Below are 20,007 nucleotides of genomic sequence, written 5' to 3' on the forward strand. Positions count from 1 at the left end.
CCTCTCATTTCGTCCAGATCGCGGCAGCCGCCATCGACAGACCGCGGCGGACCGCTTCATCGGCATCGACGGGGTTCACGGTGACCGACAACGCATCGAAAGCCAACGTGTACAGCATCGCGAGCCGCCCCGAGGCAATCAACGTAATGCCTGCTTTCGGCACGGCGCCGGAGAGCCCGGCGGCCAGCTCGATGCCGATCAAAGTGCCCGACAGCGTTTCGCGCGCCGCGGCCGGTGTGCTCCCGAACAGAAGCTGACGCGAGCGCGCGCCGAACAGAAAATTGGCCGCGAACGACGGCGCCTCATACGCAGCTCTCACCGCCGCCTTGAAGCTCGCGACGTCCTCGGCGTCTTCGGCGCCTGCGACCGCAAGCGACAAGATCGTCTCGCGCGACACAACGCTGAAGAGCTCGCCGGTCATGAAGGTGGAGAAATGCGCGATCGTATCGTCCTTCAGGCGTACCCATTTCGAATGCGTGCCGGGCATGCAGACCAGCGCCTCACCTGCGGCATCGAGACCAAGCGCGCCGAGCAGCTGTGTCTCCTCGCCGCGCATCACGTCCGGCGCTCTTGTATCGCGCTGCGCGATACCCGGCAGGATGCGGATATCGCGTGCTTCGCCCGGCACGTGCGCGGCCTGCTCCAGGACGGCCGCGAGCGGCGCGGGTGTATCGACATATCCGGCTTCGACCCAGCCCGTCTTGGCGCCGGCCATGCCGCAGACCAGAACCGGCAGATGAGCTGGTGCTTCGACGGCGGCAAGATGGGATTGCAGCACGGCCGCGAAGCCGGTCTTTGCCGCCGCCAGCATGCCCTCGCCGCTGCGGCGTTCGGCCAGCACTACGCCGGTACGATCGATCAACCAGAGCCGGAAGCTGCTGGTGCCCCAGTCCACCGCGACGTAAGCGGGTTCGGTCATCTCGGTTCTCGTCCTCGTCTCACCGGCAAGACGCCGTCTCGCGACAATGAGACGACGGCCCGCAAATTCGCCACGGGATATCGGCTATTGCCGCCGCAAACCAGCGTTTTCTCGCGGGACTGAGCCGCTGTAGCGCTGGCACACCGCTTGCGGAGCGGTGGCACACCGCTTGCTCAAGCAACCCTGCTCACGTCCGTGAACCGCGCAATAAGACGCGTCAACATCAGATGAGGAAACCCATGGAGATCGGCTATTTCACGATGCCTTCGCACCCGCCGGAGTGCGGCCTGAAGGAAGGGAACGACTGGGACCTGCAGGTCATGCGCTGGCTCGACGAGCTCGGCTATCAGGAGGCCTGGGTCGGCGAGCACCATACCGCGCCCTGGGAACCCAATCCCACGCCCGATCTGCTGATCGCGCAGGCGCTGATGCAGACCAAGAATATCCGTATCGGGCCGGGCGGCTTCCTGCTGCCCTATCACCACCCGGCCGAGCTCGCCAACCGCGTCGCCATGCTCGATCACCTCTCGGGAGGTCGGCTCAATTTCGGCGTCGCGGCGAGCGGCCTGCCGAGCGACTGGGCCATGTTCAATGTCGACGGCATGAGCGGACAGAACCGCGACATGACGCGCGAGGCGCTGGAGATCATTCTGAAGATGTGGAGCGATCCCGCGCCCTGGACCTACAAGGGCAAATTCTGGACGGTGACCAAGCCGGACACGATGTTCGACTTCTTGAAACCCCACATCAAGCCGTTGCAGACGCCGCACCCGCCGATCGGCGTCGCTGGGCTCTCGAAGAACTCGGACACGCTGAAGCTCGCCGGCGAGCGCGGCTTCATTCCAATGAGCCTCAACCTGAACCCGGCCTATGTCGGCAGTCATTGGGATTCGGTTGTAGCCGGTGCCGCCAAGACCGGGCGCAAGCCGGACCGGGCCGATTGGCGGCTGGTGCGCGAGGTGTTCGTCGCCGATACCGACGAGGAAGCGTGGCGGCTCTCGACCGGCGACATGATGGGCCGGATGATGGGCGAGTACTTCCTGCCGCTGCTCGGCCATTTCGGCTTCAAGGACTATCTGAAGCACGCGCCCGACGTGCCCGATAGCGACGTCACCGTCGAATATTGCGCCAAGCGGAACTGGATCGTCGGCTCGCCAGCGACCGTCGCCGAGAAAATCGAGAAGATCTACGAGGAGGTCGGCGGCTTCGGCGTGCTGCTGGTGTTCGGCTTCGACTACAAGCACAAGGCTGAAGCCTGGCATCACTCGCTGTCGCTGCTGAAGAACGAGGTGATGCCGCGCCTGAAGCATCTCGGCTCCGCGAAGAAGGCGGCTTGACCCGACGCGGGTGCGGCGCGATCGTGCCGCACCCACATCCATTTCGGAGATTTCCGCGTGACGGTGGACGCCAGTGCTTTCGACGCTAAGAATTTCAAGCAGGCGATGCGCCAGTGCGCCGGCGCGGTCGCGCTGGTGACGGTCGGCGCCGAGCACGGCAAGCGCACGGGGCTGACGGTGACCTCGGCCTGCTCACTGTCGGACTCGCCACCATCCCTGATCGTGTGCGTCAACCGCAACGCCAGTGCGCACGCGCGCATCCGCGAGGAAGGCGCGTTCGCGATCAACTTCCTGCACGAGGACCACGCCCTCCTGGCGCTTACCTTCAGTGGCCAGAAGGGCGTCAATGGCGACGACCGTTTTGCGTTCGGGGAGTGGACGCGTGGGGTGACCGGCGCGCCGGTGCTGAGCGATGCGGTCGCCGCATTCGACTGCGTGCTGGCGCAGGAATTCGAGACCAAGACGCATTCGATCTTCGTCGGCGAGGTGCGCGGCGCATCGCATTCCGACGGGGCGGCGCCGCTCGTGTATCTGCGCAGCAGCTTCCACGCCCCGCGCGAAATCCGCGGCACCGTGACAGTCGGCGACCTCGACTCGCGACATCTGAGCTGGAGCGATTTTTCGTAGAGAGCGGCGGCAGGCTCGCTGCCGCTCCCGTCTCCCCTTGCGGGAGAAGGTGGCGCGAAGCGCCGGATGAGGGGTATCTCTCCGCGGACTCAGAAGCAAGAGAGTCAAGTGCGGAGAGATACCCCTCGCCCGTCTCGCCGCGTTCGCGGCGAGCCGCCCTCTCCCGCAAGGGGAGAGGGAAGAAAGATCGCTACTGCGTCGTCTCGATCTTCAACTGCTTGATCTTGCGATACAGCGTGGCGCGGCTCAGCTTCAGCGCGCGCGCTGTTTCCGTCACGCGGCCGCCGTGTTTGCGCAAGGCTTCGACGATCGCCGCGCGCTCCGCCGCTGCGAGATCCGGCTCCGCCCTTCCACCAAACGGCGGCAGATCGAGGTCGGCATCGGTGATGACGTCGTCCTCCGCCGTGCAGCCGGCGAGCCGCAGCACATGCCGAAGCTGGCGCATGTTGCCGGGATAGGGATAGGCCGCGAGCCGCGCCCAGGCCTCGTCCGAGAGCGAGCAATTCGGCGCCTCCTCGTGAGCGATCTGGCGGATGACGTCGTCGCGGTCGGCGCGCTCGCGCAAGGCCGGCAGCCGCACCTCCATGCCGCGCAGACGGAAATATAGGTCGGTGCGGAAGGCGCCCTCCTCGGCCATGCGGCCGAGATCGCGATGGGTGGCGCTGATCAGGCGAATGTCGACCGGCACGGGCTTCAGCGCGCCGAGCGGCCAGACTTCGCGGTTCTCCAGCACCCGTAGCAGCCGCGTCTGCAGCGCGATCGGCATGTCGCCGATCTCGTCGAGGAACAGCGTGCCGCCGTCTGCCTGCACGATCAGGCCCTTCGAGCCGTCGCGGCGTGCGCCGGTGAAGGCGCCGGCCTCGTAGCCGAACAGCTCGGCATCGATCAGGCTTTCCGGCATCGCCGCGCAGTTCAGCGCGACATAGTTGTGGCGCGCGCGATTGCCGGCTGCGTGAATGGCACGGGCGAACACATCCTTGCCGACGCCGGTCTCGCCATGCAGCAGCACCGGCAGATTGCGATCGCCGATGCTTCTAAGTCGCTTCACGCTCCTGATCAGGCTGGGATCGCGTCCGGCGAGCCGCTGCAGCGCATCGAAGCGATCGACCGGTGCATCGCGGCGCGGCGCGAGCGGACGGGTCGAGGCCCTCGCCCGCAGCGGCGGCGCGACATGGCCGTGCCCTAGTGAACTGCCATCGGCCCGGCGCAGTTCGACGAGATCGTCTGCGTCGCGCGCGGCGGGATGGTCGAATTTGACATAGCGCGACAGATCGATGCCGGCTGCGATCAAGCCGTCGGTGAGACCCAGCAGTGCGCGCGCCGAACGGCAGGCGCCGACGATGCGGCGATCGTCGTCATAGGCGAGCAGGCCGCCGCCGCCGTCGCCCGGCACGGTCGCGATCCAGGCGTTGCGGAAATGACTGCGGAAGATCGCGCCCTCCATGCGCCGCGTTGCCTCCATCGTCACCGCGAGCGCAAGCTGATGCGCGGTGCGTTCGAGGTCCTCGCGGCAGGAGGTGATGTTCACGGCGCCTGCGAGCCGTCCCGCCTGGTCAAACAGCGGCGTCACGGCGCAGGAAAACATGTGCCACTGCGCGCGAAAATGCTCGTCGCGATGCACCAGGATCGGCTTCTGCTCGGCGAGCGCGGTGCCGAGCCCATTGGTGCCTTCGGAGGCCTCGGAAAAATTCGAGCCTGTGTAGATCTTCCAGTCCATGAATAGTCGTGCGTCGGCCTCGCCGGGCAGGCGGCTGAACAGCATGGTTGCGTTCACGTCTGCCAGGTTGACGCAATAACCGGCACCGCGCAGTACCCGGGCGAGGTCGTCGAGCTCCGGTGTTGCAAGCCGGATCGTCTCCTCCATGGGTTCGGCGACGTGACGGATCTCGGCTTCGGTGAGCGTCTGCGGCGGCCCCTGACGGCCGGGATCGAGCTTGTGGCTGACCAGGCAGCGCCGCCAGGAATTGGCAATGCGCGAAGAGGCATCGACGTCGGCCAAGCGGTCTATAACCTGATTGGCGACGGACAAGACACGGGCGACATGGTTCGAGGCCGAAAGGCTGGCCATCGCGGACGTCTCCACCCTGCATTATTGTGCAAAGTCTGGCACCGCAGGCGGGGATGTCAATCGGGAACCGGGAACGCGGCGAAGCGCAATCAGAATTGCTGCACCGCCCTCACCACGTATCAATACAGGGCCGCTTCTTCCCAGTCCGCGCCGGCGGCTTCGGCACCGAGCGCAGGCCCGCCATGATCCAGCGCCTGGTCTCGGCGGGGTCGATGACGTTGTCGATCTCGAACACGGAGGCGATCGAGACCGCCTTGCCGTTGGCATAGAGCTCGGCGACCTTGTTGCGATAGTAAGTCTCGCGCTCGACGGGGTCGGCGATCGCCTCCATCTCCTTGCGGAAGCCGAGGCGGACGTAACCCTCCAGGCCCATGCCGCCGAACTCGCCGGTCGGCCAGGCCGCGGTGAAGAATGAGGCGTGGAAGCCACCGCCAATCATCGACTGTGCACCCAGCCCATAGCCCTTGCGCAGCACGATGCCGAACAACGGCACAGTCAGGCTCGCGCCTGTCACGAACATGCGCGAGACGTGGCGCACGATTGCCGTCTTCTCGGCTTCCGGACCGACCATGAAGCCGGGCGTGTCGCACAGCGAGACGATCGGCAGATCGAAGGCGTCGCAGAGCTGGAGGAAGCGCGCGGCCTTGTCGCCGGCATCGGCGTCGATCGCACCGCCGAGATGCCGCGGATTGTTGGCGATCAGGCCGAACGGCTTGCCCTCGACACGGATCAACGCCGTGATCATGCCGACACCGTAGTCGCGGCGCAGCTCCAGCACGGACTCCTTATCCGCGACGAGGTCGATCACGCTGCGGATGTCGTAGACGCGCAGGCGGTTCTCGGGGATCGCGCGGCGCAGCAGGCGCTGGTCGGCGGCCTGCCAGTCCGTCACCGCACCCTGGAAATAGGATAGGTATTTTTGCGCAACGGATGTTGCCTCTTCTTCGTCCTCGACGAGGATGTCGATCACGCCGTTCGGCGACTGGAACGTAACAGGACCGACCTCGGCCGGGTGATAGACACCGAGCCCGCCGCCTTCGATCATCGCGGGGCCCCCCATGCCGATCGAGGCGTTTTTGGTTGCGATGATGACATCGCAGCAGCCGAGCATCGCGGCATTACCGGCGAAGCAATAGCCGGAGACGATGCCGATAACCGGCACCAGACCCGAGAGCCTTGCGAACTGCACGAAGGACGGACCATCAAGCCCGGTCATGCCGAGCCGGTCGGTATCGCCGGGGCGGCCGCCGCCGCCCTCGGCATAGAACACCAGCGGCACGCGCCAGTCTTCCGCGAGCGTCAGCATGCGGTCGATCTTCTTGTGGTTCATGTGGCCTTGCGTGCCCGCGAGCACGGTGTAGTCGTAGGCCACGACGATGCAGCGCCCGCCTTCGGGACCGAACTTCTCGGCGTTCACGGTCGCGACGCCCATGACGAGGCCGTCGGCCGGCGTGTTCTTGACGAGATCGTCGAGCTTGCGCCGGCGCCGCTGCGCCGCAATCGCAAGGCTGCCGTACTCCATGAACGAGTCGTCGTCGACGAGCTGCGCGACATTCTCGCGCGCGGTGCGCTGATTGGTGTTGCGGCGGCGCTCGACGGAGGCAGGGCGATTTTCGTCGAGCGTGTTGGCCTGGCGGGCGATCAGTTCGGCGAGATCAGGACGGATGTGGTCGAGATCGACATCGGTTTCCGTTGCCGACGCGTCCGCCGCAACGTCGAGCGGCTCCAGATACATGATCGGCTCGCCATGCATCAGCGTGATACCGTCGCCGGCGAGTAGCTTCGTGACGCGGCCGCCCTGCTCGGCCATGACCAGATGTTCCATTTTCATGGATTCGATCACGGCGAGCTGCTGGCCCGGGCGCACGACCTCGCCTTCCTTCACCTGAATAGTGACAATGGTCCCCTGCAAGGGTGCCGCGACCATCACTGTGCCTTCGGGCACGGTCTGTGCCGTATGCGCCTCGGTGCCGGGACCGCCGTTTCGCTCCGTCGCTGCAAAATAAAGTGGTTTGGCCGCGCCATCCGCGGCTTCGACGAGCTTGCCCATGTTGCAATCGATGAAGTCGGTCGCGATGCGGTTGGACCTGAAGTCGGGATGCGCCAGCACCGCCTGGAGGAAGGCGATGTTGGTGATGACGCCGTCGATCCGAAACTCGCGCAAGGCGCGCGAAGCCTTGGCGACCACGTCGTGCCAGGCTTCACCGGGCGTATGCACGATGACCTTTGCCAGCAGCGAGTCGAAGGCGGCGCTGGTCTTGTAGCCGGCATAACCGAAACTATCGACGCGGACGCCGGGGCCCGACGGCGGTTCGAACACGGCGAGCACGCCGCCGGTCGGGTGCGTCGCGCCTAGCTCGTCCAGTGTCTCCATGTTGACGCGGAGCTGCATGGCATAGCCGCGCGGTTTCGGGATCGAGCCTTGCGCCAGGCCGAGCGAGGCAAGCGAGGCACCGGCGGCGACCGCGAGCTGGGCGCGGACGAGATCGAGGCCGAGCACCTCTTCCGTCACGGTGTGCTCGACCTGAAGCCGCGGGTTGGCCTCGATGAAGGCAAAACTGTCTTCGGCGGCACCGTCGACCAGGAACTCGAACGTGCCGAGATTGTCGTACGACGCGGCCACGGCGAGTTGCTTCGCCGCCGCGATGATACGGCCACGCAAGCCGTCGCTGAGCGACGGGCTCGGCGCCACCTCGATCAGCTTCTGGTGTCGGCGCTGAATGGTGCATTCGCGCTCCCAGAGGTGGGAGATCGCGCCGTCGCGATCGCCGATGATCTGCACCTCGATATGGCGCGCCTGCCGGATCAACCGCTCGGCATAGACGCCGTCGAAGCCGAACGCGGCCTTGGCCTCGGACTGGCAGCGCGCATAGGCCTCCGCGAGATCGGCAGCGCGCTCGACCACGCGCATGCCGCGCCCGCCGCCGCCGGCCATTGCCTTGATCACGATTGCCGCGTTGCTGCCGAGCGAGGTGAAGAACGCCGCGATGTCCTCCAGCGAGGACGGCCCGCTGGTGCCGGCGATGATCGGGACGCCGCAGCGCTTTGCCAGTTGCCGTGCCGCCACCTTGTCGCCGAACAACTCGAGCGCCGCGGCCCGGGGCCCGACGAAGGCGATGCCTGCATCGGCGCAGGCCTTCGCGAACGCAGCGTTCTCGCTGAGGAAGCCGTAGCCGGGATGCACGGCGTCGCAGCCTGCGCTCTTCGCCGCCTTGACCACGGCCTCGATGTCGAGATAGGCCCGCGCGCCGCGACCGGGGATTTCGACGGCCTCGTCGGCAACCCGCACATGCAGCGACATCGCATCGTCCGCGGGATGGATCGCGACCGTCGCGATGCCGGAATCGGCTGCGGCGCGCGCGATGCGGATGGCGATCTCGCCGCGATTGGCGATCAGGAGCTTCTTGAACGACATGCAGCGTCTCCATGCCCGCGTGCCCAAGCGCGGGTCGGCAGGTCCCATGGTTCTGCTTCGTCACTTTAACCGAGGCCGTCAAGGGCAAGAACGCGGTCCCGACGACCGTTCCCGCGGGCCGGAATTTCAATCGGTCGCGCGCGCCGTGATGAGGCGAATAATCCGCGCCACGGCAGACGGGATCGGCGCGATGATCGGCACGGTGAACATCGGCTGAAGCTCGCACGCAGCTTCGCCCAGCGGGCCGCCACCGATGATGACCGCCTCCGCGCCATCCTGTGCGATGCAGGCCTCGACCGCGCCGGCAAGCGCCGCACGCAATCGCGCCGGATCGCCCATCAGGTCTTGCGGATCGCCTTTGGCGAAGCGGGCGCCGGTATAACGCGATCGCAACCCCAGCGCGTCCGGCACGGCGTCGATCTTCGATTCCAGCAGCGGCGTCGTGGTCGCCACGCCGAAGCGACGGCCGTTCTCGGCGGCTGCCAGCATGGAGGACTGACCGATACCGACCGCGGGCCGTTTAACCGCGGCTTTGATCCCGGCCAACCCGGGATCGCCGAACGCCGCGACGATGATGCCGTCGCATGCATGCCGGTTCGACTGCGCGATCTCCAGAACTTCGATGGAAGCTGCATCCAGCGCATCCGGCGTCACGATCATTTGCGGCGCGCGCGTTGCGGTCGCGCCGTCGATGTCGAAGCCGTCCACGGCGGCCGACCTCGCGATGGCGACCATCATCTCAGTGGTCGCCACAGAACTGTTCGGATTGATCAGGAGAATGCGCGCGCTCATTCTCCTGCTATACTAGGCCGCCCGTACCCCCGCAACGAAAGCACTGACCTCGTCTTCCAGCGATTGCAGCTTCTGCGACAGCCGGCCGCTCGATTGCAGCACGAGGCCGGCGGCCTGGCCGGTCTCCGCCGTCGCGTCGGTCACACCCGAGATGTTCTGCGAAACCTGGTCGGTGCCGGAGGCGGCCTCCCGTACGCTGTGCGCGATCGCCGCCGTCGCGGCGCCCTGCTCCTCGACGGCTGCGGCGATCGACGAGGAAATTTCGTTGACCTCCATGATGGTCTTGCGAATGCTGTCGATGTTGCCGACCACCTGGTTGGTCTCGGCCTGGATCGCCGATATCTGCGCGCCGATCTCGTCGGTCGCCTTCGCGGTCTGGCTCGCCAGCGACTTCACTTCGCTTGCCACCACTGCAAAACCCTTGCCGGCCTCGCCGGCGCGCGCCGCCTCGATGGTGGCGTTGAGCGCGAGCAGATTGGTCTGCGAGGCGATCTGGTTGATGAGGTCGATGACCTCGCCGATCTTGTGCGCGGCTGCAGCAAGTCCCTGCACGGTGTCGTTGGTGCGTTGACCGTCGGCGGCGGCCTTGTCGGCCACGCTTGCAGCCTGCGCGACGCGCTGGCTGATCTCGGCGATCGAGGACGACAGCTGCCCGGCGGCGGAGGCCACCGTCTGCACGTTGCTCGAGGCCTGCTGGCAGGCGGTGGCGACGAGGCTCGCACGGTCGGTCGCCTTGTCGGCGGTCTCGGACATGCCCTGCGCGGCCTGCTGCATCGCGCGCGCCTCCTTGAACACGTCGCGGACGACGGCTTGAACGTTCGCTTCGAACTTGCCGGCGAGGTCGGTCATCGTCTTGCGCTTCTCCTCGTCGGCCTTCTGCTTCGTCTCCTGCTGTTCGGCGTGCATGCGGCCGACCGCCGACGCATTGTCCTTGAACACGGCGAGCGCCTTGGCGAGCCCGCCGATCTCGTCGCGACGATCGGTATGGGGCACGTCGAACGCGCTGTCGCCGGCGGCGAGGCGGTCGGTCAGTGCCGTGATCTTCGCCAGCGGCCGGGTCACGCTGCGGCCGATCACGAAGGAGGCGCCGAGCACGAGCACGAACACGACCAGGCACACCAGGGCGAAGGTCATCGCATTCTGGCGGAAAACGGCGTCGACGTCGTCGAGATAGATCCCGGTGCCGATGATCCAGCCCCAGGGCGCAAAGCCCTTCACATAGGAGATTTTCCCGACCGGCTGGTCGAAGCCGGGCTTCGGCCAGAGGTAGCTGTAGAAGCCCGCGCCCTGCTTTTTGACGACGTCGACGAAGCCGACGAACAGCGCGTTGCCGGACGGATCCTTCATCCCGGAGAGATCCTTGCCGTCGAGTTCGGGCTTGATCGGATGCATGACCATCTTGGGGGTCATGTCGTTCAGCCAGAAATACTCGACCTTGTCGTAGCGCAGGCTCTTGATCTCCGCGATCGCGCCGGCCTGGGCCTGCTCGCGCGGGAGTTTTCCTTCGCTCTCGAGCTTCTGGTAGTGCGCCAGGATGCCGTAGCCGACGTCGACCAAGTGCTGCGTCTTGGCCTGACGATCGGCGATCATCTGCGCGCGCAAGGTCGAAAGCGCGATCGGCGCCAGCGCGATCATGCCAAGGAGGCTGATGCCGACAATCAGGACCAGCTTGAAACTGATGCGGGAGAAAAACATTGGTGCTCGCAAGATTTGGAAGGCTGATATGCCAGTTTATCCCGCGCCCCTTAGCAAAGCTTTAAGCATTCGGGTTCCCCCACCCCGCAAAACTCCATGCATCCTACCGGCATGCCGCAGACGGCTCGCAGGCTCGCGAGGCTGGCTGCATCCGAGATGCGAACTCTTCAAAACTAGAAGACCTCGACATCGCCCCTCCGAGCGTTGACTTGCAGGGGGCTCTGACGGAACGATCGGCGCAGATCATCGGCGCCAGCCGGGGCATGGGCGCAGCCGGAGGCCAGAGGCTCAATGCACCAATCGACATCGACAGGGTCTCTCGACCTTCCGGCGCTGAGCGCAGCGGAGCGGCTCTTCATTTGGGGATTTCGGGCCAAGGCGCGCAGCGGAAGCGCCGTTCCGACCGCGGCCGACATCCAGCAAGTGACGACCATTTTGGCGTGGGCGACGCCGTGCCTTCGCTGGAATCCATCATCGAGATCTTTGCCTGCACGGCGCATACGGCCATCGCGGTGCACTGCCCGACCTGCCGCCGCATGTCCGACAGCGAGCACAGCATGTTACGGGCGATCGCGGCCGCGCAGAAAGAGCGCGACGATATCGCGCGCGAGCAGTTCGAATGCTGGCTGCCGCCAGTCGGCGCCGATTGGGCTCTCGCACCCGTGCGGGGGCTTGCAACGATCTTCCGCATGGCGGGTCTCATCCTGCCCGACCGGCACGTTCCGTCTTTGGACCATGACCAGACGATGGCGATGAAGAGCTGGCTGGTCGGAAGCCCCACGTTGCACTGACCGGGATCGCGCATGATGCAGGATAGTTGCGGCTCTGTGCCTGCCACGGAAGCCGGCGAGGCGCGGCTCTGTCCGCTTCAGGCCGCGCTTGCGACGCGGCCTGACGTCGAGAGCTACGATGATTTTGGCCGCGTCACGCTCTCGCTGTTCCGGTTCATCGCTGCCGCCTATACGACCGGCGCGTCCGATTGCTGGGAGGCGGCCTATCGCTTTGCCGACGAGGCGCCTGGCATCACCGACAGCCCGCTGCTGGTCGCACGCGTTGCCGCGCTCGTCAGAATCCTGCGCAGCGGCCGGCCCTGCCAATTGTGCTTCATGCCGCCGTCGTGCCGACGCCTGTCGAAGGACGAGGCGGAATTGATGCGACTGCTGGCGGTGGCACGCGGCAAGCAGCCGGGCGAGCTCCAAACTGTCGTCTGCCAGTTCGTCGGCAACGAGAACGAGACCGTGACGACGCGGGCGGTCAACGCGCTCGCGGTCTGCTGACACCTAGCCGCCCTTCCTGCCGAGCACGAGATCGATGGTGTGGGACGCGATCTTGCGCAGCTGCGCCTCGTCGCCGAAGGCACGTTCGAGCACGGCGAGGCCGCGCGTCACCGTGATGATGTGCAGCGCCGCGGCCGCGGAATTGCCGTTGAATTCACCGCGCGCCGCACCTGCCGACAACGTCTCCTGAACCAGAACGGTGATGCGCGAGATGAGGTTCGCGAAGGCCTGCCGCGCCTCCTCGTCCAGCCCCTCGCCTTCGGCCGCGCCGAGCTCCATCAGCCCGCGCGTCGTCGGGCATCCGCGCGGCGGCGTGCCGGCGCGGAAGTTGCTGATGGTCAGGTCGAAGAACGCGGTGAGGCGCTTTCGCAATGAGCCCGCGCCGAGCGCCTTTTGCAGCGCAAGGAGATAATCGGCCGCATAGCGCTCATAGGCCTGCAGGAACAGCGCCTCCTTGGTGCCGAAGGCGTTGTAGAGGCTGCCGCGCTGGACACCGGCGTCGCGCGCGATGTCCGACAGCGAGGTGCCGCGCACGCCCTTGCGCCAGAACTGGTCGAAGGCGATACGCAGGACATCGTCGTGGTCGAACTCGCGCGGCCTCAAGCTTTGCCCCTATCAAGCATATTTGACACGATGTCAAAAACATGATTTCTTGACGCCGCGTCAAAAACAAACTGGGGCCGATGCGCCCTTTCGTCAATGAGGATTTCGCGATGCCTCTCCTCCACATCTCGATGCGCGCCGGAAAGCCGGAAGCTTACCGGAAGGCAATCCTCGGCGGCCTCTACCGCGCCATGCGTGAGGCCCTGAACGTCCCTGAAGGCGACGAGTTCATGACCATCAGCGAGCATTCGCCCGCGAACTTCCGCTGCGGCAATGCCTACAGCGTCACGCGCAGCGACGATGCCGTGCTGATCCAGATCACCGTGTTCGCCTCGCGCACCCCCGAGCAGAAGAAGGCCCTGTACCGGCGGATCGCGGACCTGCTCGGCGAAAACCCGGGCCTCCGCCCCGAGGACGTGTTCGTCAACGTCCTCGATGCGCCCGCGGAGAACTGGTCCGTTGGAAATGGCATCGCGCAATTCGCCTGAAGCGGCAGCTTCACCGATCCGCAACGCAGGTCTCCATGATCCCGTCGAGCTCCGCCTTCGAGAGCACGCCTAGCTCGACGATGAAAACAATCCGCGCGCACGGCAGAGCCGGGGCATCGCCAACGGCGAGCGCGGCATCGCTAACGGCGAGCGCGGCATCTGCAGGGGCGAGCGTGGCGCGGCCGGCCGCGAATTGAAACACCATCTGGCGCCCGGGCTGCTCGACGGTCTCCAACAGGCCTTTTGCCCGCGCGAGTTTTGGCGCGAGGCGGCCGATGGCCTGCTGCAAGCGGGCGAGCGAAAGTGGCTGGTCCGAGGTCCAGCTCAGGGTTTCGAAGCGTTGCTCTGCCGGACGTTTCGGTCCGGGTTTGCGCGGCGCGGGCGCACGATCGACGGTCGCGGGAAACAGCAGCGCGGACGGAATCTCGCCGTGCTGCGCGTCGACCACCACGGCAGGAACGCGCTGTGCGCGGATGGCCTCGCGGATACGCCCGCCCGCACCCTCATCCGCCAGATCCAGCTTGCTCAGCGCCACGATGTCGGCGACGCGCAGCTGCGAGCGGTGCAGCGCGTCGTCGAGAGCGGCCGGCGGTGTCGCCGTGTCCATCACGCAGAGCACCGTTTCCAACGGCGCTTCGCGCAGGATCACGGGATCCATCAAATTGCGGACGATCTCGGCGGGATCGGCGACGCCGCTGGTCTCGATGACGATGTATTCCGGCTTCGGATCACGCCGCAGCAGCGTCGCAAGCGTGCGCAGCAGGTCGCCTTCGAGCGAGCAGCAGATGCAGCCATTGGCGAGGCTGACCACGCCGTCGCTCGCGCCGGCGATCAGCTCGGCATCGATGTTGATCGCACCGAAATCGTTGACCACAGCGGCGATCCGCCGCCCCTCCGCATGCGCCAGCAGATGGTTCACGACAGTGGTCTTGCCGGCCCCCAGAAAGCCCGTCACCAGGAGAATGGGGACCGGCATGTCTCAGCTCCCGACGACGGGACGGCGCACGGGACGGCCGGGCCGCACCGCGACGTCCAGCACACCATCTGTGATTAACGGCTGGCCGCTGACGATCAGATGCCGCACGCCTTCGGAGGGACGGTTCATCGCCGTGAAGGTCGCGCGGTCCGAGAGCTTCTCGTAGTCGAACACGACGATGTCGGCATCGGCATCCTTCGCGAGCCGACCTTTTGCGCGCATCGCGGGCGTGCTCTGCGACAGGATCTCCGCCGGGATCAGCGCGCATTTGCGCACGCCTTCGAGCAGCGACACGGTCTTGCGCTCGCGCACCCATTCGCGGATGAATTTCGTGAAGCAGCCCGCCGAGCGCGGATGCGAGGTGGCGTCATTCGGCAGCGGCCAGGCATCGCCGGTGTAGGTCTTGCCGTCCGACGTCGTCCACGGCATCGCGTCGGAGGCGATCGCGCCGCCGGGATAGAGCACCGACATGTCGAGGAGGTCGCGGTGATGCGCATTGTTCTCGGTGTCGAGGATGTGCCACAGCACCAGCGAGGACGGCTCTTCCGCCTGCGCCTTCAGGAGCTCCTCGCGATCGCTGAAGCGATGGCCGTCGGTGACCCGCTGCACGGAATCGTAACCGGTGCCGTTGCGCTCGACGAATTCGGGGTCGCTGAAGAAGGCGGCCGCCAGCACGGTCGAGCCGGTGCCGTAGGGATAGGCCTCGACCGTGATGGGCAGGCCCTGCGCCTGCGCTTTCGCGATCAGCACGCGGCAGCGCTCGACGTCGGTCTTGCTCGACGAGTTGAAATGGCAGATGTGCATGTGCGCGCCGGTGGCTCCGGCATAGCCGATCAGGCGGATATAGGCTTCCGCCGCGCTCTCGGGATCGATGCGCGACATGTAGGCGACATGGGTGAAGGTCGGCACGTCCTGCGCGGCCGCGAGCTGGCAGACCGCGGTCAGCTCCTGCACGCCGGCGCCCGGCGCATAGGCGTTCAAGATCCCGATGCCGATGCCGCCCTCGTTCAGACCGCGCGAAAGGCGCTCGAGAATGCCGGCAACCTCCGCATCGCTGGCCACATTGTCCATCCAGCGGCGATCGCGCATGGCGTTGCCGAACGCCTCCAGCGAGCTCTCCGCATTGGAGCCCGTCATCGCGCCGATACGCGCGAAAGCCCAATTGGTGGCCGCGCCGTAGTTCAGCACGCGCCCCTTCCGCGCCTGGCGCTCATACCAGGATCCGACCGGCAGCACGCCCGCTTCGAGATCGAGCGTGGTCGTGACGCCGTCGAACGCCTGCATCCGATCCGCGGGGAGCGACTGGCCATGCGCATGAAGGTCGATGAAGCCGGGGGCGACCACGAGCCCGGTCGCGTCGATCGTCCGCTCGGCGCTTCCGAGCGAGGCGCCAATCGCGGCGATCCTGCCGTCCACGACCGCCACATCACCAACCGCGTCCATTCCGCTGGCGGGATCCACCACCCGGCCGCCAGAGATCACCAAGCCGCTCATATCAAAATTCCTCCGCGCTGAATTCGCATCAAGGCAGATTCCGGGAGGGACGACCACCTCCACCGATGCTGACGCATCATGCTCGCAAGGAAGGCTCGAAAGGGAGGCTCGAAAGGGAGGCTCGAAAGGGAGGTCAGTTTGCATGCGGGTTGCGGATACGCGCTCGCAGCCTCGCGGCATGTTTTGCCCGAGCTATGCTTCTCGCTTCACCCCCTCGAAAAGAAAGGGCGCAGGGAAGACCGGGCGCCGGCTGGCACCCATAAAAACCCCCATGCGAACTGATTGCACACGCAATGCATAGGGGAGACACAGGGCAGCCGAGACCAGGCCTTCCCTGCGCGATGGTTTGACGGCCTATGCCGCGCTCTCCCCGGAGACGAGTTCCTTTTTGTCTCCGTCACCCCCGCGAAATGCACGGCACCGCGCCGGTTGACGCGCTGACGCCTTCGCAAAGGCTTGACCGTAGCAACGACGGCCAGGACCACACGGTTTCGCCGTACGCAGGCTGACCCTGCTTCGCCAAGAGGCTTCGCAGGACATGCCTGCTTCGCCAGAGGCTTCGCGAGGTCTGGGCGCCGTCCGTCGATGCGGTTCGTGCCGTGCTCACGAGGTTCATCTCGCCCTGCACGCAACAAGCCCGCCTTTAACGCCGCCCGCGTCCACCGCAACTCCCAGCCCGCGTTCGTGACGACGTACGACCGCCCCTTTTGTGGGCTGGGATGGCCGACACATACGATATTTCCGAATTTCGGTAAACTGGAATATTTTTGCGGAGAGGGATTGACTTGCGTTTGCGGCTGTTTCGCCCAACCGGCGGAGACGACGGACTGCACGACCATGCAATGGACCGCAGAGCAGCTCCGCCGTCTTCTCGCCCCCATTATCATTCAGAGATGTAGCGGGGCGCTACGGTGGGCAAAGTTCCCAAAGGTTTTGTGTGATCGCTCGACGTCTCCTGCAACGCGACCCTCGTCATTCTATTTCGCGCCGCGCTCTCCTCGGCGGATTTATGTCGGCGGGGACCGCCCTCGCGCTTGGCGGATGCGCCGGCTTGGGTGCGACCGGGGCGCGTTTCGACGCGTCATCGTTATCCCTTGACCCCACATTGCTCGTCACCACCACGCGCAAGCCGGTGAACGGCGGTCGCACGAAGCCCTGGTTCGGGCCGGAGCGCGCGACGACCATGACAATCGCGCGGGCGAAGCTGGGGGCGCCGGACGAGAGCCGCCTTTCTCTGGCCTCGGTTGGACTTGGCGATTGGCGCCTTGACCGGGTCGAACCGGTGTCGGCCGACGTTGGCGATCTCGTTGCGCAGGCCGGCGGAGGAGACGTGCTGATCTATGTGCACGGCTTCAAGCAGACGTTCGAGACGGCGGTGCTGGATGGCGCCCATCTCTCCGATGGGATCAAGTTCCGCGGCCGGACCATGGTGTTCTCCTGGCCCTCCAAGGCAGGACTGTTCGACTATGCCTATGACCGCGACAGTGCGATGTGGTCCCGCGACGAGTTCGAGCGCGTGCTCTCCACACTCGTGTCGGCGCCAGGCACCGGCCGCGTGAACATCGTTGCGCACAGCATGGGAACCATGCTGTCGCTCGAAAGCCTGCGTCAGCTCTATGCGCGATACGGCGACACAGTGACGAGCAAGATCGGCGCCGTGGTGTTTGCCGCGCCCGATATCGACATGGACGTGTTCTCGTCAGCGATCCAGCGCATCGGTCCGCTTGCGGGCAAAATCACCGTGATCGCCGCGACGAACGATCGCGCACTGGCGTTGTCGGGACAGATCGCAGGTGGAATGACCAGGGTCGGCGCCGCCGAAAAAGCCGTCATCGCGCGCCTCGGCGTACGCGTGGTCGATGCGTCAGCGGAAGGCTGGGGCATCATCAACCACGATCTTTTTCTGTCGAATGCCGAAGTGCAGCGGGTGATCCGCCGCTCGATCGACGGCACGATCGCTTAGGAGAGCGCCTGCGCGGCATGAGTTTGATGCGTCGCGATCAATGACACCGAAGCGACAACCAACTACAATGGCAATTTTCGCTCGGCGATGATCCGCACAGGCGGAAAGGCGACGCAATCCACCACGTCGAACAACACTTCAATGTTGCGGTCAAACGCGTGCGCGAAGTCCATCGCATCATCGCGGCGTTCATCGGCAATAGCAGTGCCGAGCGTGCAATGGGGCGTCCAAGCGCCGGGCCGGTAGTGAGGACGACAATGCGCTGGATCGATTGCCGCGCTGATGATGCCGTGGATGCGAGCCACGGATTCGTTGGCCTCCGGCTCCGCCCAGAGGACAAGCGGAGAAGCTTCGAACCAGCGAATTCGTTTGAACCTGATCCGCAGTTGCCTCTCGCCAGAACTAGCTGCCAGCATTGCATCGCACGCAGCCTTCTCGTGAGCCGCCGGGGAATCGTAGATGGCAAACGTAAAATGAGGCCGGTAGCCAAGGGCACGCATCGAGGGCTCGGCCTCGAAGACGGCAACCTGATGCCACAGCCGCACGATCTCGCCTGCTGAATCGTTGTCAGACCGGATATTGATCGCCAATGCCACAGGCGCACCCAAGGGGCGGAACAATCAAATCGAGATCAGGGGAAAGGCTGGCTTCAAGACAATGGCGCTCCCTAGGGGAATCGAACCCCTGTTTCAGCCTTGAGAGGGCCGCGTCCTAACCGCTAGACGAAGGGAGCGTTGAGGGAGAGGACATAGCCTCGAATTTTGCCGGCGGCAAGCGGGGATCGAGGGGTTTCGGATGCTCGCTCTCCGCTGTCGTCCTGGCGAATGCCAGGACCCACCAGTCCCCGCAACCACACCAGCCGGTGTTATGGGTCCTGGCCTTCGCCAGGAAGACGATGGCGGCGAGTTCCGAGGCCGTACTCACGGCTCATTGGCGAATTTCAGCTTTCCAGCCGGCTTCAACGTGTGGGCATCGAAGGTGCGGATCTCGGTGACGCCGCCGATGTCGAGCGTGATCACGAGCCGGTCGCCGGCGACGCCGCTCGAGACGATTTTGGCGCCCTTCGGGAGAGTCGCGGTGACGTCGCCTGCCGGCTCGGGCGCCCTTCCCTCGGACTTGAAAAGGCGGTAGCCCACCGCGATCAGCACGGCGCAGATTGCCAGCGCCGTGGTCAACCCCGCGACCAGCATCATCCGCCGCACCCGCGCGAACAGCGCGGCCTGCTCGGGGCTCGGTTCGGGAACAACGGTATCAGACGTCGTCATGGAAAATTCTGGCTCTGCGCAAAGGTTGGAGGTTGTCGTCGAAGGCTCCGAGGGCTCGACCCGGCTCGACCGCGTGCTGGCGCTGCACCTTGCCGAGCTATCGCGATCGAGGCTGAAAGCCCTGATTCTGGGGGGCGCGGTGAGCCTCAGGGACGCCGCGATCCGGGACCCCGCTTATCACGTCGCCTCCGGCGATACGATCACAATCGACGTGCCGGAAGCGGCCGCGCCGGAGCCGAAAGGCGAGGATATCGCCCTCGAGATCGTGTTCGAGGACGACGACATCGTCGTCCTCAACAAGCCGAAGGGGCTGGTGGTGCATCCCGCGGCGGGCCACGAGACCGGTACGCTGGTCAATGCGCTGATCGCCCATTGCGGCGGCTCGCTCTCCGGCATCGGCGGGGTGCGCCGGCCCGGCATCGTGCACCGGCTGGACAAGGACACCACCGGGTTGATGGTGGTCGCCAAGAACGACCTCGCGCATGCCTCGCTCACCGCGCAATTCGCCGATCACGGCCGTACCGGGCCGATGCGGCGCGGCTACATGGCCTTCGCCTGGGGGCTGCCGGGCCGCCATCGCGGCACCGTGGACGCGCCGATCGACCGTCACCCGCATGCGCGCGAGAAAATGGCGGTGCGCCAGGGCGGCCGCGAGGCCGTGACGCATTGGGAGCTTCTGGAGAGTTTTGCCGGACGCGACGGCAAGCCGATCGCGACGCTGCTCGCCTGCGAACTCGAGACCGGACGCACCCATCAGATCCGCGTCCACCTCGCCCATATCGGCCACCCCCTGATGGGCGACGCCGTCTACGGCCCGCATTTCAAGACCAAGGCGAACCAGCTGGGCCCCGAGTCGCAGGCCGCCCTCGCCGCGCTGGGGCGGCAGGCGCTGCACGCCTACCTGCTGGTATTGGAGCACCCGAGGACTGGAGAATTACTTCACTGGGAGACGCCTCTGCCGGAGGATTTGCTTCTCCTTCAGGGGGCCCTCAAGGCGGCGCTATGACGCAGGCCGCTTCAGAAATGCTTTACATTACAAAAAGTTATAGCTGCCACACGGGGACGTGACGTCAGCAATCCTTCCCTTT

The 20,007-nt window shown here is 65.7% G+C and carries 17 protein-coding genes and 1 tRNA gene; 7 read left to right on the forward strand and 11 right to left on the reverse strand.

Annotation, left to right across the window (positions count from 1 at the left end; genetic code table 11):
• Window positions 1-4: 4 nt before the first annotated feature.
• Window positions 5-919: a 2-dehydro-3-deoxygalactonokinase gene (locus tag IVB50_RS14410; RefSeq protein ID WP_018453643.1), complete on the reverse strand. Its 915-nt coding sequence runs from the start codon at window positions 917-919 to the stop codon at window positions 5-7.
• Window positions 920-1,158: 239 nt separating this feature from the next.
• On the opposite strand from IVB50_RS14410, the gene IVB50_RS14415 reads away from it, so the two are divergent.
• Both IVB50_RS14415 and IVB50_RS14420 read left to right on the forward strand, forming a co-directional pair.
• Window positions 1,159-2,256, forward strand: a complete 1,098-nt coding sequence (locus tag IVB50_RS14415; RefSeq protein WP_018453642.1) for an LLM class flavin-dependent oxidoreductase — start codon at window positions 1,159-1,161, stop codon at window positions 2,254-2,256.
• A gap of 57 nt (window positions 2,257-2,313) precedes the next feature.
• Window positions 2,314-2,883, forward strand: a complete 570-nt coding sequence (locus IVB50_RS14420; protein WP_204512308.1) for a flavin reductase family protein — start codon at window positions 2,314-2,316, stop codon at window positions 2,881-2,883.
• Window positions 2,884-3,073: 190 nt separating this feature from the next.
• On the opposite strand, the gene IVB50_RS14425 is transcribed toward IVB50_RS14420, so the two are convergent.
• The 4 genes from IVB50_RS14425 to IVB50_RS14440 all read right to left on the reverse strand — a co-directional run bounded on the left by IVB50_RS14425 (window position 3,074) and on the right by IVB50_RS14440 (window position 10,853).
• Window positions 3,074-4,951 (reverse strand): sigma-54-dependent Fis family transcriptional regulator, encoded by a 1,878-nt coding sequence (locus IVB50_RS14425; RefSeq protein WP_247296133.1) that lies wholly within the window; start codon window positions 4,949-4,951, stop codon window positions 3,074-3,076.
• A gap of 109 nt (window positions 4,952-5,060) precedes the next feature.
• A complete protein-coding gene (locus IVB50_RS14430; protein WP_247296135.1) occupies window positions 5,061-8,366 on the reverse strand; it encodes a carboxyl transferase domain-containing protein in 3,306 nt (1,101 codons plus the stop codon).
• Between the two features lie 126 nt (window positions 8,367-8,492).
• Window positions 8,493-9,158: an aspartate/glutamate racemase family protein gene (locus tag IVB50_RS14435; protein WP_247296136.1), complete on the reverse strand. Its 666-nt coding sequence runs from the start codon at window positions 9,156-9,158 to the stop codon at window positions 8,493-8,495.
• Window positions 9,159-9,170: 12 nt separating this feature from the next.
• On the reverse strand, window positions 9,171-10,853 hold the full coding sequence (locus IVB50_RS14440) for a cache domain-containing protein (protein ID WP_018453637.1): 1,683 nt from the start codon (window positions 10,851-10,853) through the stop codon (window positions 9,171-9,173).
• Window positions 10,854-11,293: 440 nt separating this feature from the next.
• Here IVB50_RS14440 and IVB50_RS14445 point away from each other — a divergent pair, with 440 nt between their 5' ends.
• Together IVB50_RS14445 and IVB50_RS14450 are read left to right on the forward strand one after the other, a co-directional pair.
• On the forward strand, window positions 11,294-11,644 hold the full coding sequence (locus tag IVB50_RS14445; protein ID WP_247296138.1) for a hypothetical protein: 351 nt from the start codon (window positions 11,294-11,296) through the stop codon (window positions 11,642-11,644).
• A gap of 12 nt (window positions 11,645-11,656) precedes the next feature.
• Window positions 11,657-12,130 carry a hypothetical protein gene (locus tag IVB50_RS14450; protein ID WP_247296140.1) on the forward strand — a complete coding sequence of 158 codons (474 nt, stop codon included), beginning with the start codon at window positions 11,657-11,659 and terminating at the stop codon, window positions 12,128-12,130.
• A gap of 3 nt (window positions 12,131-12,133) precedes the next feature.
• On the opposite strand, the gene IVB50_RS14455 is transcribed toward IVB50_RS14450, so the two are convergent.
• The gene (locus IVB50_RS14455; RefSeq protein WP_247296142.1) at window positions 12,134-12,733 is read right to left on the reverse strand and encodes a TetR/AcrR family transcriptional regulator; all 600 of its coding nucleotides are present in this window, start codon (window positions 12,731-12,733) and stop codon (window positions 12,134-12,136) included.
• 110 nt (window positions 12,734-12,843) lie between these two features.
• On the opposite strand from IVB50_RS14455, the gene IVB50_RS14460 reads away from it, so the two are divergent.
• Entirely contained in the window at window positions 12,844-13,221 is a 378-nt protein-coding gene (locus IVB50_RS14460) for a tautomerase family protein (RefSeq protein ID WP_247296144.1), read from the forward strand.
• 10 nt (window positions 13,222-13,231) lie between these two features.
• On the opposite strand, the gene IVB50_RS14465 is transcribed toward IVB50_RS14460, so the two are convergent.
• Together IVB50_RS14465 and IVB50_RS14470 are read right to left on the reverse strand one after the other, a co-directional pair.
• Window positions 13,232-14,197 (reverse strand): GTP-binding protein, encoded by a 966-nt coding sequence (locus IVB50_RS14465; RefSeq protein ID WP_247296146.1) that lies wholly within the window; start codon window positions 14,195-14,197, stop codon window positions 13,232-13,234.
• Window positions 14,198-14,200: 3 nt separating this feature from the next.
• Window positions 14,201-15,691 (reverse strand): amidohydrolase family protein, encoded by a 1,491-nt coding sequence (locus tag IVB50_RS14470; protein ID WP_247296148.1) that lies wholly within the window; start codon window positions 15,689-15,691, stop codon window positions 14,201-14,203.
• Between the two features lie 1,009 nt (window positions 15,692-16,700).
• Between IVB50_RS14470 and IVB50_RS14475 the strand changes: the two genes are divergently transcribed.
• Window positions 16,701-17,654: an alpha/beta hydrolase gene (locus tag IVB50_RS14475; RefSeq protein ID WP_085384409.1), complete on the forward strand. Its 954-nt coding sequence runs from the start codon at window positions 16,701-16,703 to the stop codon at window positions 17,652-17,654.
• A gap of 62 nt (window positions 17,655-17,716) precedes the next feature.
• On the opposite strand, the gene IVB50_RS14480 is transcribed toward IVB50_RS14475, so the two are convergent.
• The 3 genes from IVB50_RS14480 to IVB50_RS14490 form a co-directional block, all read right to left on the reverse strand.
• Window positions 17,717-18,250: a 2'-5' RNA ligase family protein gene (locus tag IVB50_RS14480; RefSeq protein ID WP_247296150.1), complete on the reverse strand. Its 534-nt coding sequence runs from the start codon at window positions 18,248-18,250 to the stop codon at window positions 17,717-17,719.
• 62 nt (window positions 18,251-18,312) lie between these two features.
• Window positions 18,313-18,387: transfer RNA gene (locus IVB50_RS14485), tRNA-Glu, on the reverse strand.
• A gap of 187 nt (window positions 18,388-18,574) precedes the next feature.
• Window positions 18,575-18,919 carry a hypothetical protein gene (locus IVB50_RS14490; RefSeq protein ID WP_247296153.1) on the reverse strand — a complete coding sequence of 115 codons (345 nt, stop codon included), beginning with the start codon at window positions 18,917-18,919 and terminating at the stop codon, window positions 18,575-18,577.
• Between IVB50_RS14490 and IVB50_RS14495 the strand changes: the two genes are divergently transcribed.
• On the forward strand, window positions 18,918-19,925 hold the full coding sequence (locus tag IVB50_RS14495) for an RluA family pseudouridine synthase (protein ID WP_247296155.1): 1,008 nt from the start codon (window positions 18,918-18,920) through the stop codon (window positions 19,923-19,925). The genes IVB50_RS14490 and IVB50_RS14495 overlap by 2 nt on opposite strands.
• Window positions 19,926-20,007: the final 82 nt, after the last annotated feature.

This window comes from Bradyrhizobium sp. 87, assembly GCF_023073015.1.
Lineage (GTDB): Bacteria > Pseudomonadota > Alphaproteobacteria > Rhizobiales > Xanthobacteraceae > Bradyrhizobium > Bradyrhizobium canariense_D.

What these genes read in the sequence shown, in the direction of transcription:
- IVB50_RS14465 (WP_247296146.1), bottom strand. Translation starts at nt 14,197, where the DNA reads ATGCCGGTCCCCATTCTCCTGGTGACGGGCTTTCTGGGGGCCGGCAAG.
- IVB50_RS14430 (WP_247296135.1), bottom strand. Translation starts at nt 8,366, where the DNA reads ATGTCGTTCAAGAAGCTCCTGATCGCCAATCGCGGCGAGATCGCCATC.
- IVB50_RS14410 (WP_018453643.1), bottom strand. Translation starts at nt 919, where the DNA reads ATGACCGAACCCGCTTACGTCGCGGTGGACTGGGGCACCAGCAGCTTC.
- IVB50_RS14440 (WP_018453637.1), bottom strand. Translation starts at nt 10,853, where the DNA reads ATGTTTTTCTCCCGCATCAGTTTCAAGCTGGTCCTGATTGTCGGCATC.
- IVB50_RS14425 (WP_247296133.1), bottom strand. Translation starts at nt 4,951, where the DNA reads ATGGCCAGCCTTTCGGCCTCGAACCATGTCGCCCGTGTCTTGTCCGTC.
- IVB50_RS14460 (WP_247296144.1), top strand. Translation starts at nt 12,844, where the DNA reads ATGCCTCTCCTCCACATCTCGATGCGCGCCGGAAAGCCGGAAGCTTAC.
- IVB50_RS14470 (WP_247296148.1), bottom strand. Translation starts at nt 15,691, where the DNA reads ATGAGCGGCTTGGTGATCTCTGGCGGCCGGGTGGTGGATCCCGCCAGC.
- IVB50_RS14415 (WP_018453642.1), top strand. Translation starts at nt 1,159, where the DNA reads ATGGAGATCGGCTATTTCACGATGCCTTCGCACCCGCCGGAGTGCGGC.
- IVB50_RS14490 (WP_247296153.1), bottom strand. Translation starts at nt 18,919, where the DNA reads ATGACGACGTCTGATACCGTTGTTCCCGAACCGAGCCCCGAGCAGGCC.
- IVB50_RS14435 (WP_247296136.1), bottom strand. Translation starts at nt 9,158, where the DNA reads ATGAGCGCGCGCATTCTCCTGATCAATCCGAACAGTTCTGTGGCGACC.
- IVB50_RS14450 (WP_247296140.1), top strand. Translation starts at nt 11,657, where the DNA reads ATGATGCAGGATAGTTGCGGCTCTGTGCCTGCCACGGAAGCCGGCGAG.
- IVB50_RS14495 (WP_247296155.1), top strand. Translation starts at nt 18,918, where the DNA reads ATGGAAAATTCTGGCTCTGCGCAAAGGTTGGAGGTTGTCGTCGAAGGC.
- IVB50_RS14475 (WP_085384409.1), top strand. Translation starts at nt 16,701, where the DNA reads ATGTCGGCGGGGACCGCCCTCGCGCTTGGCGGATGCGCCGGCTTGGGT.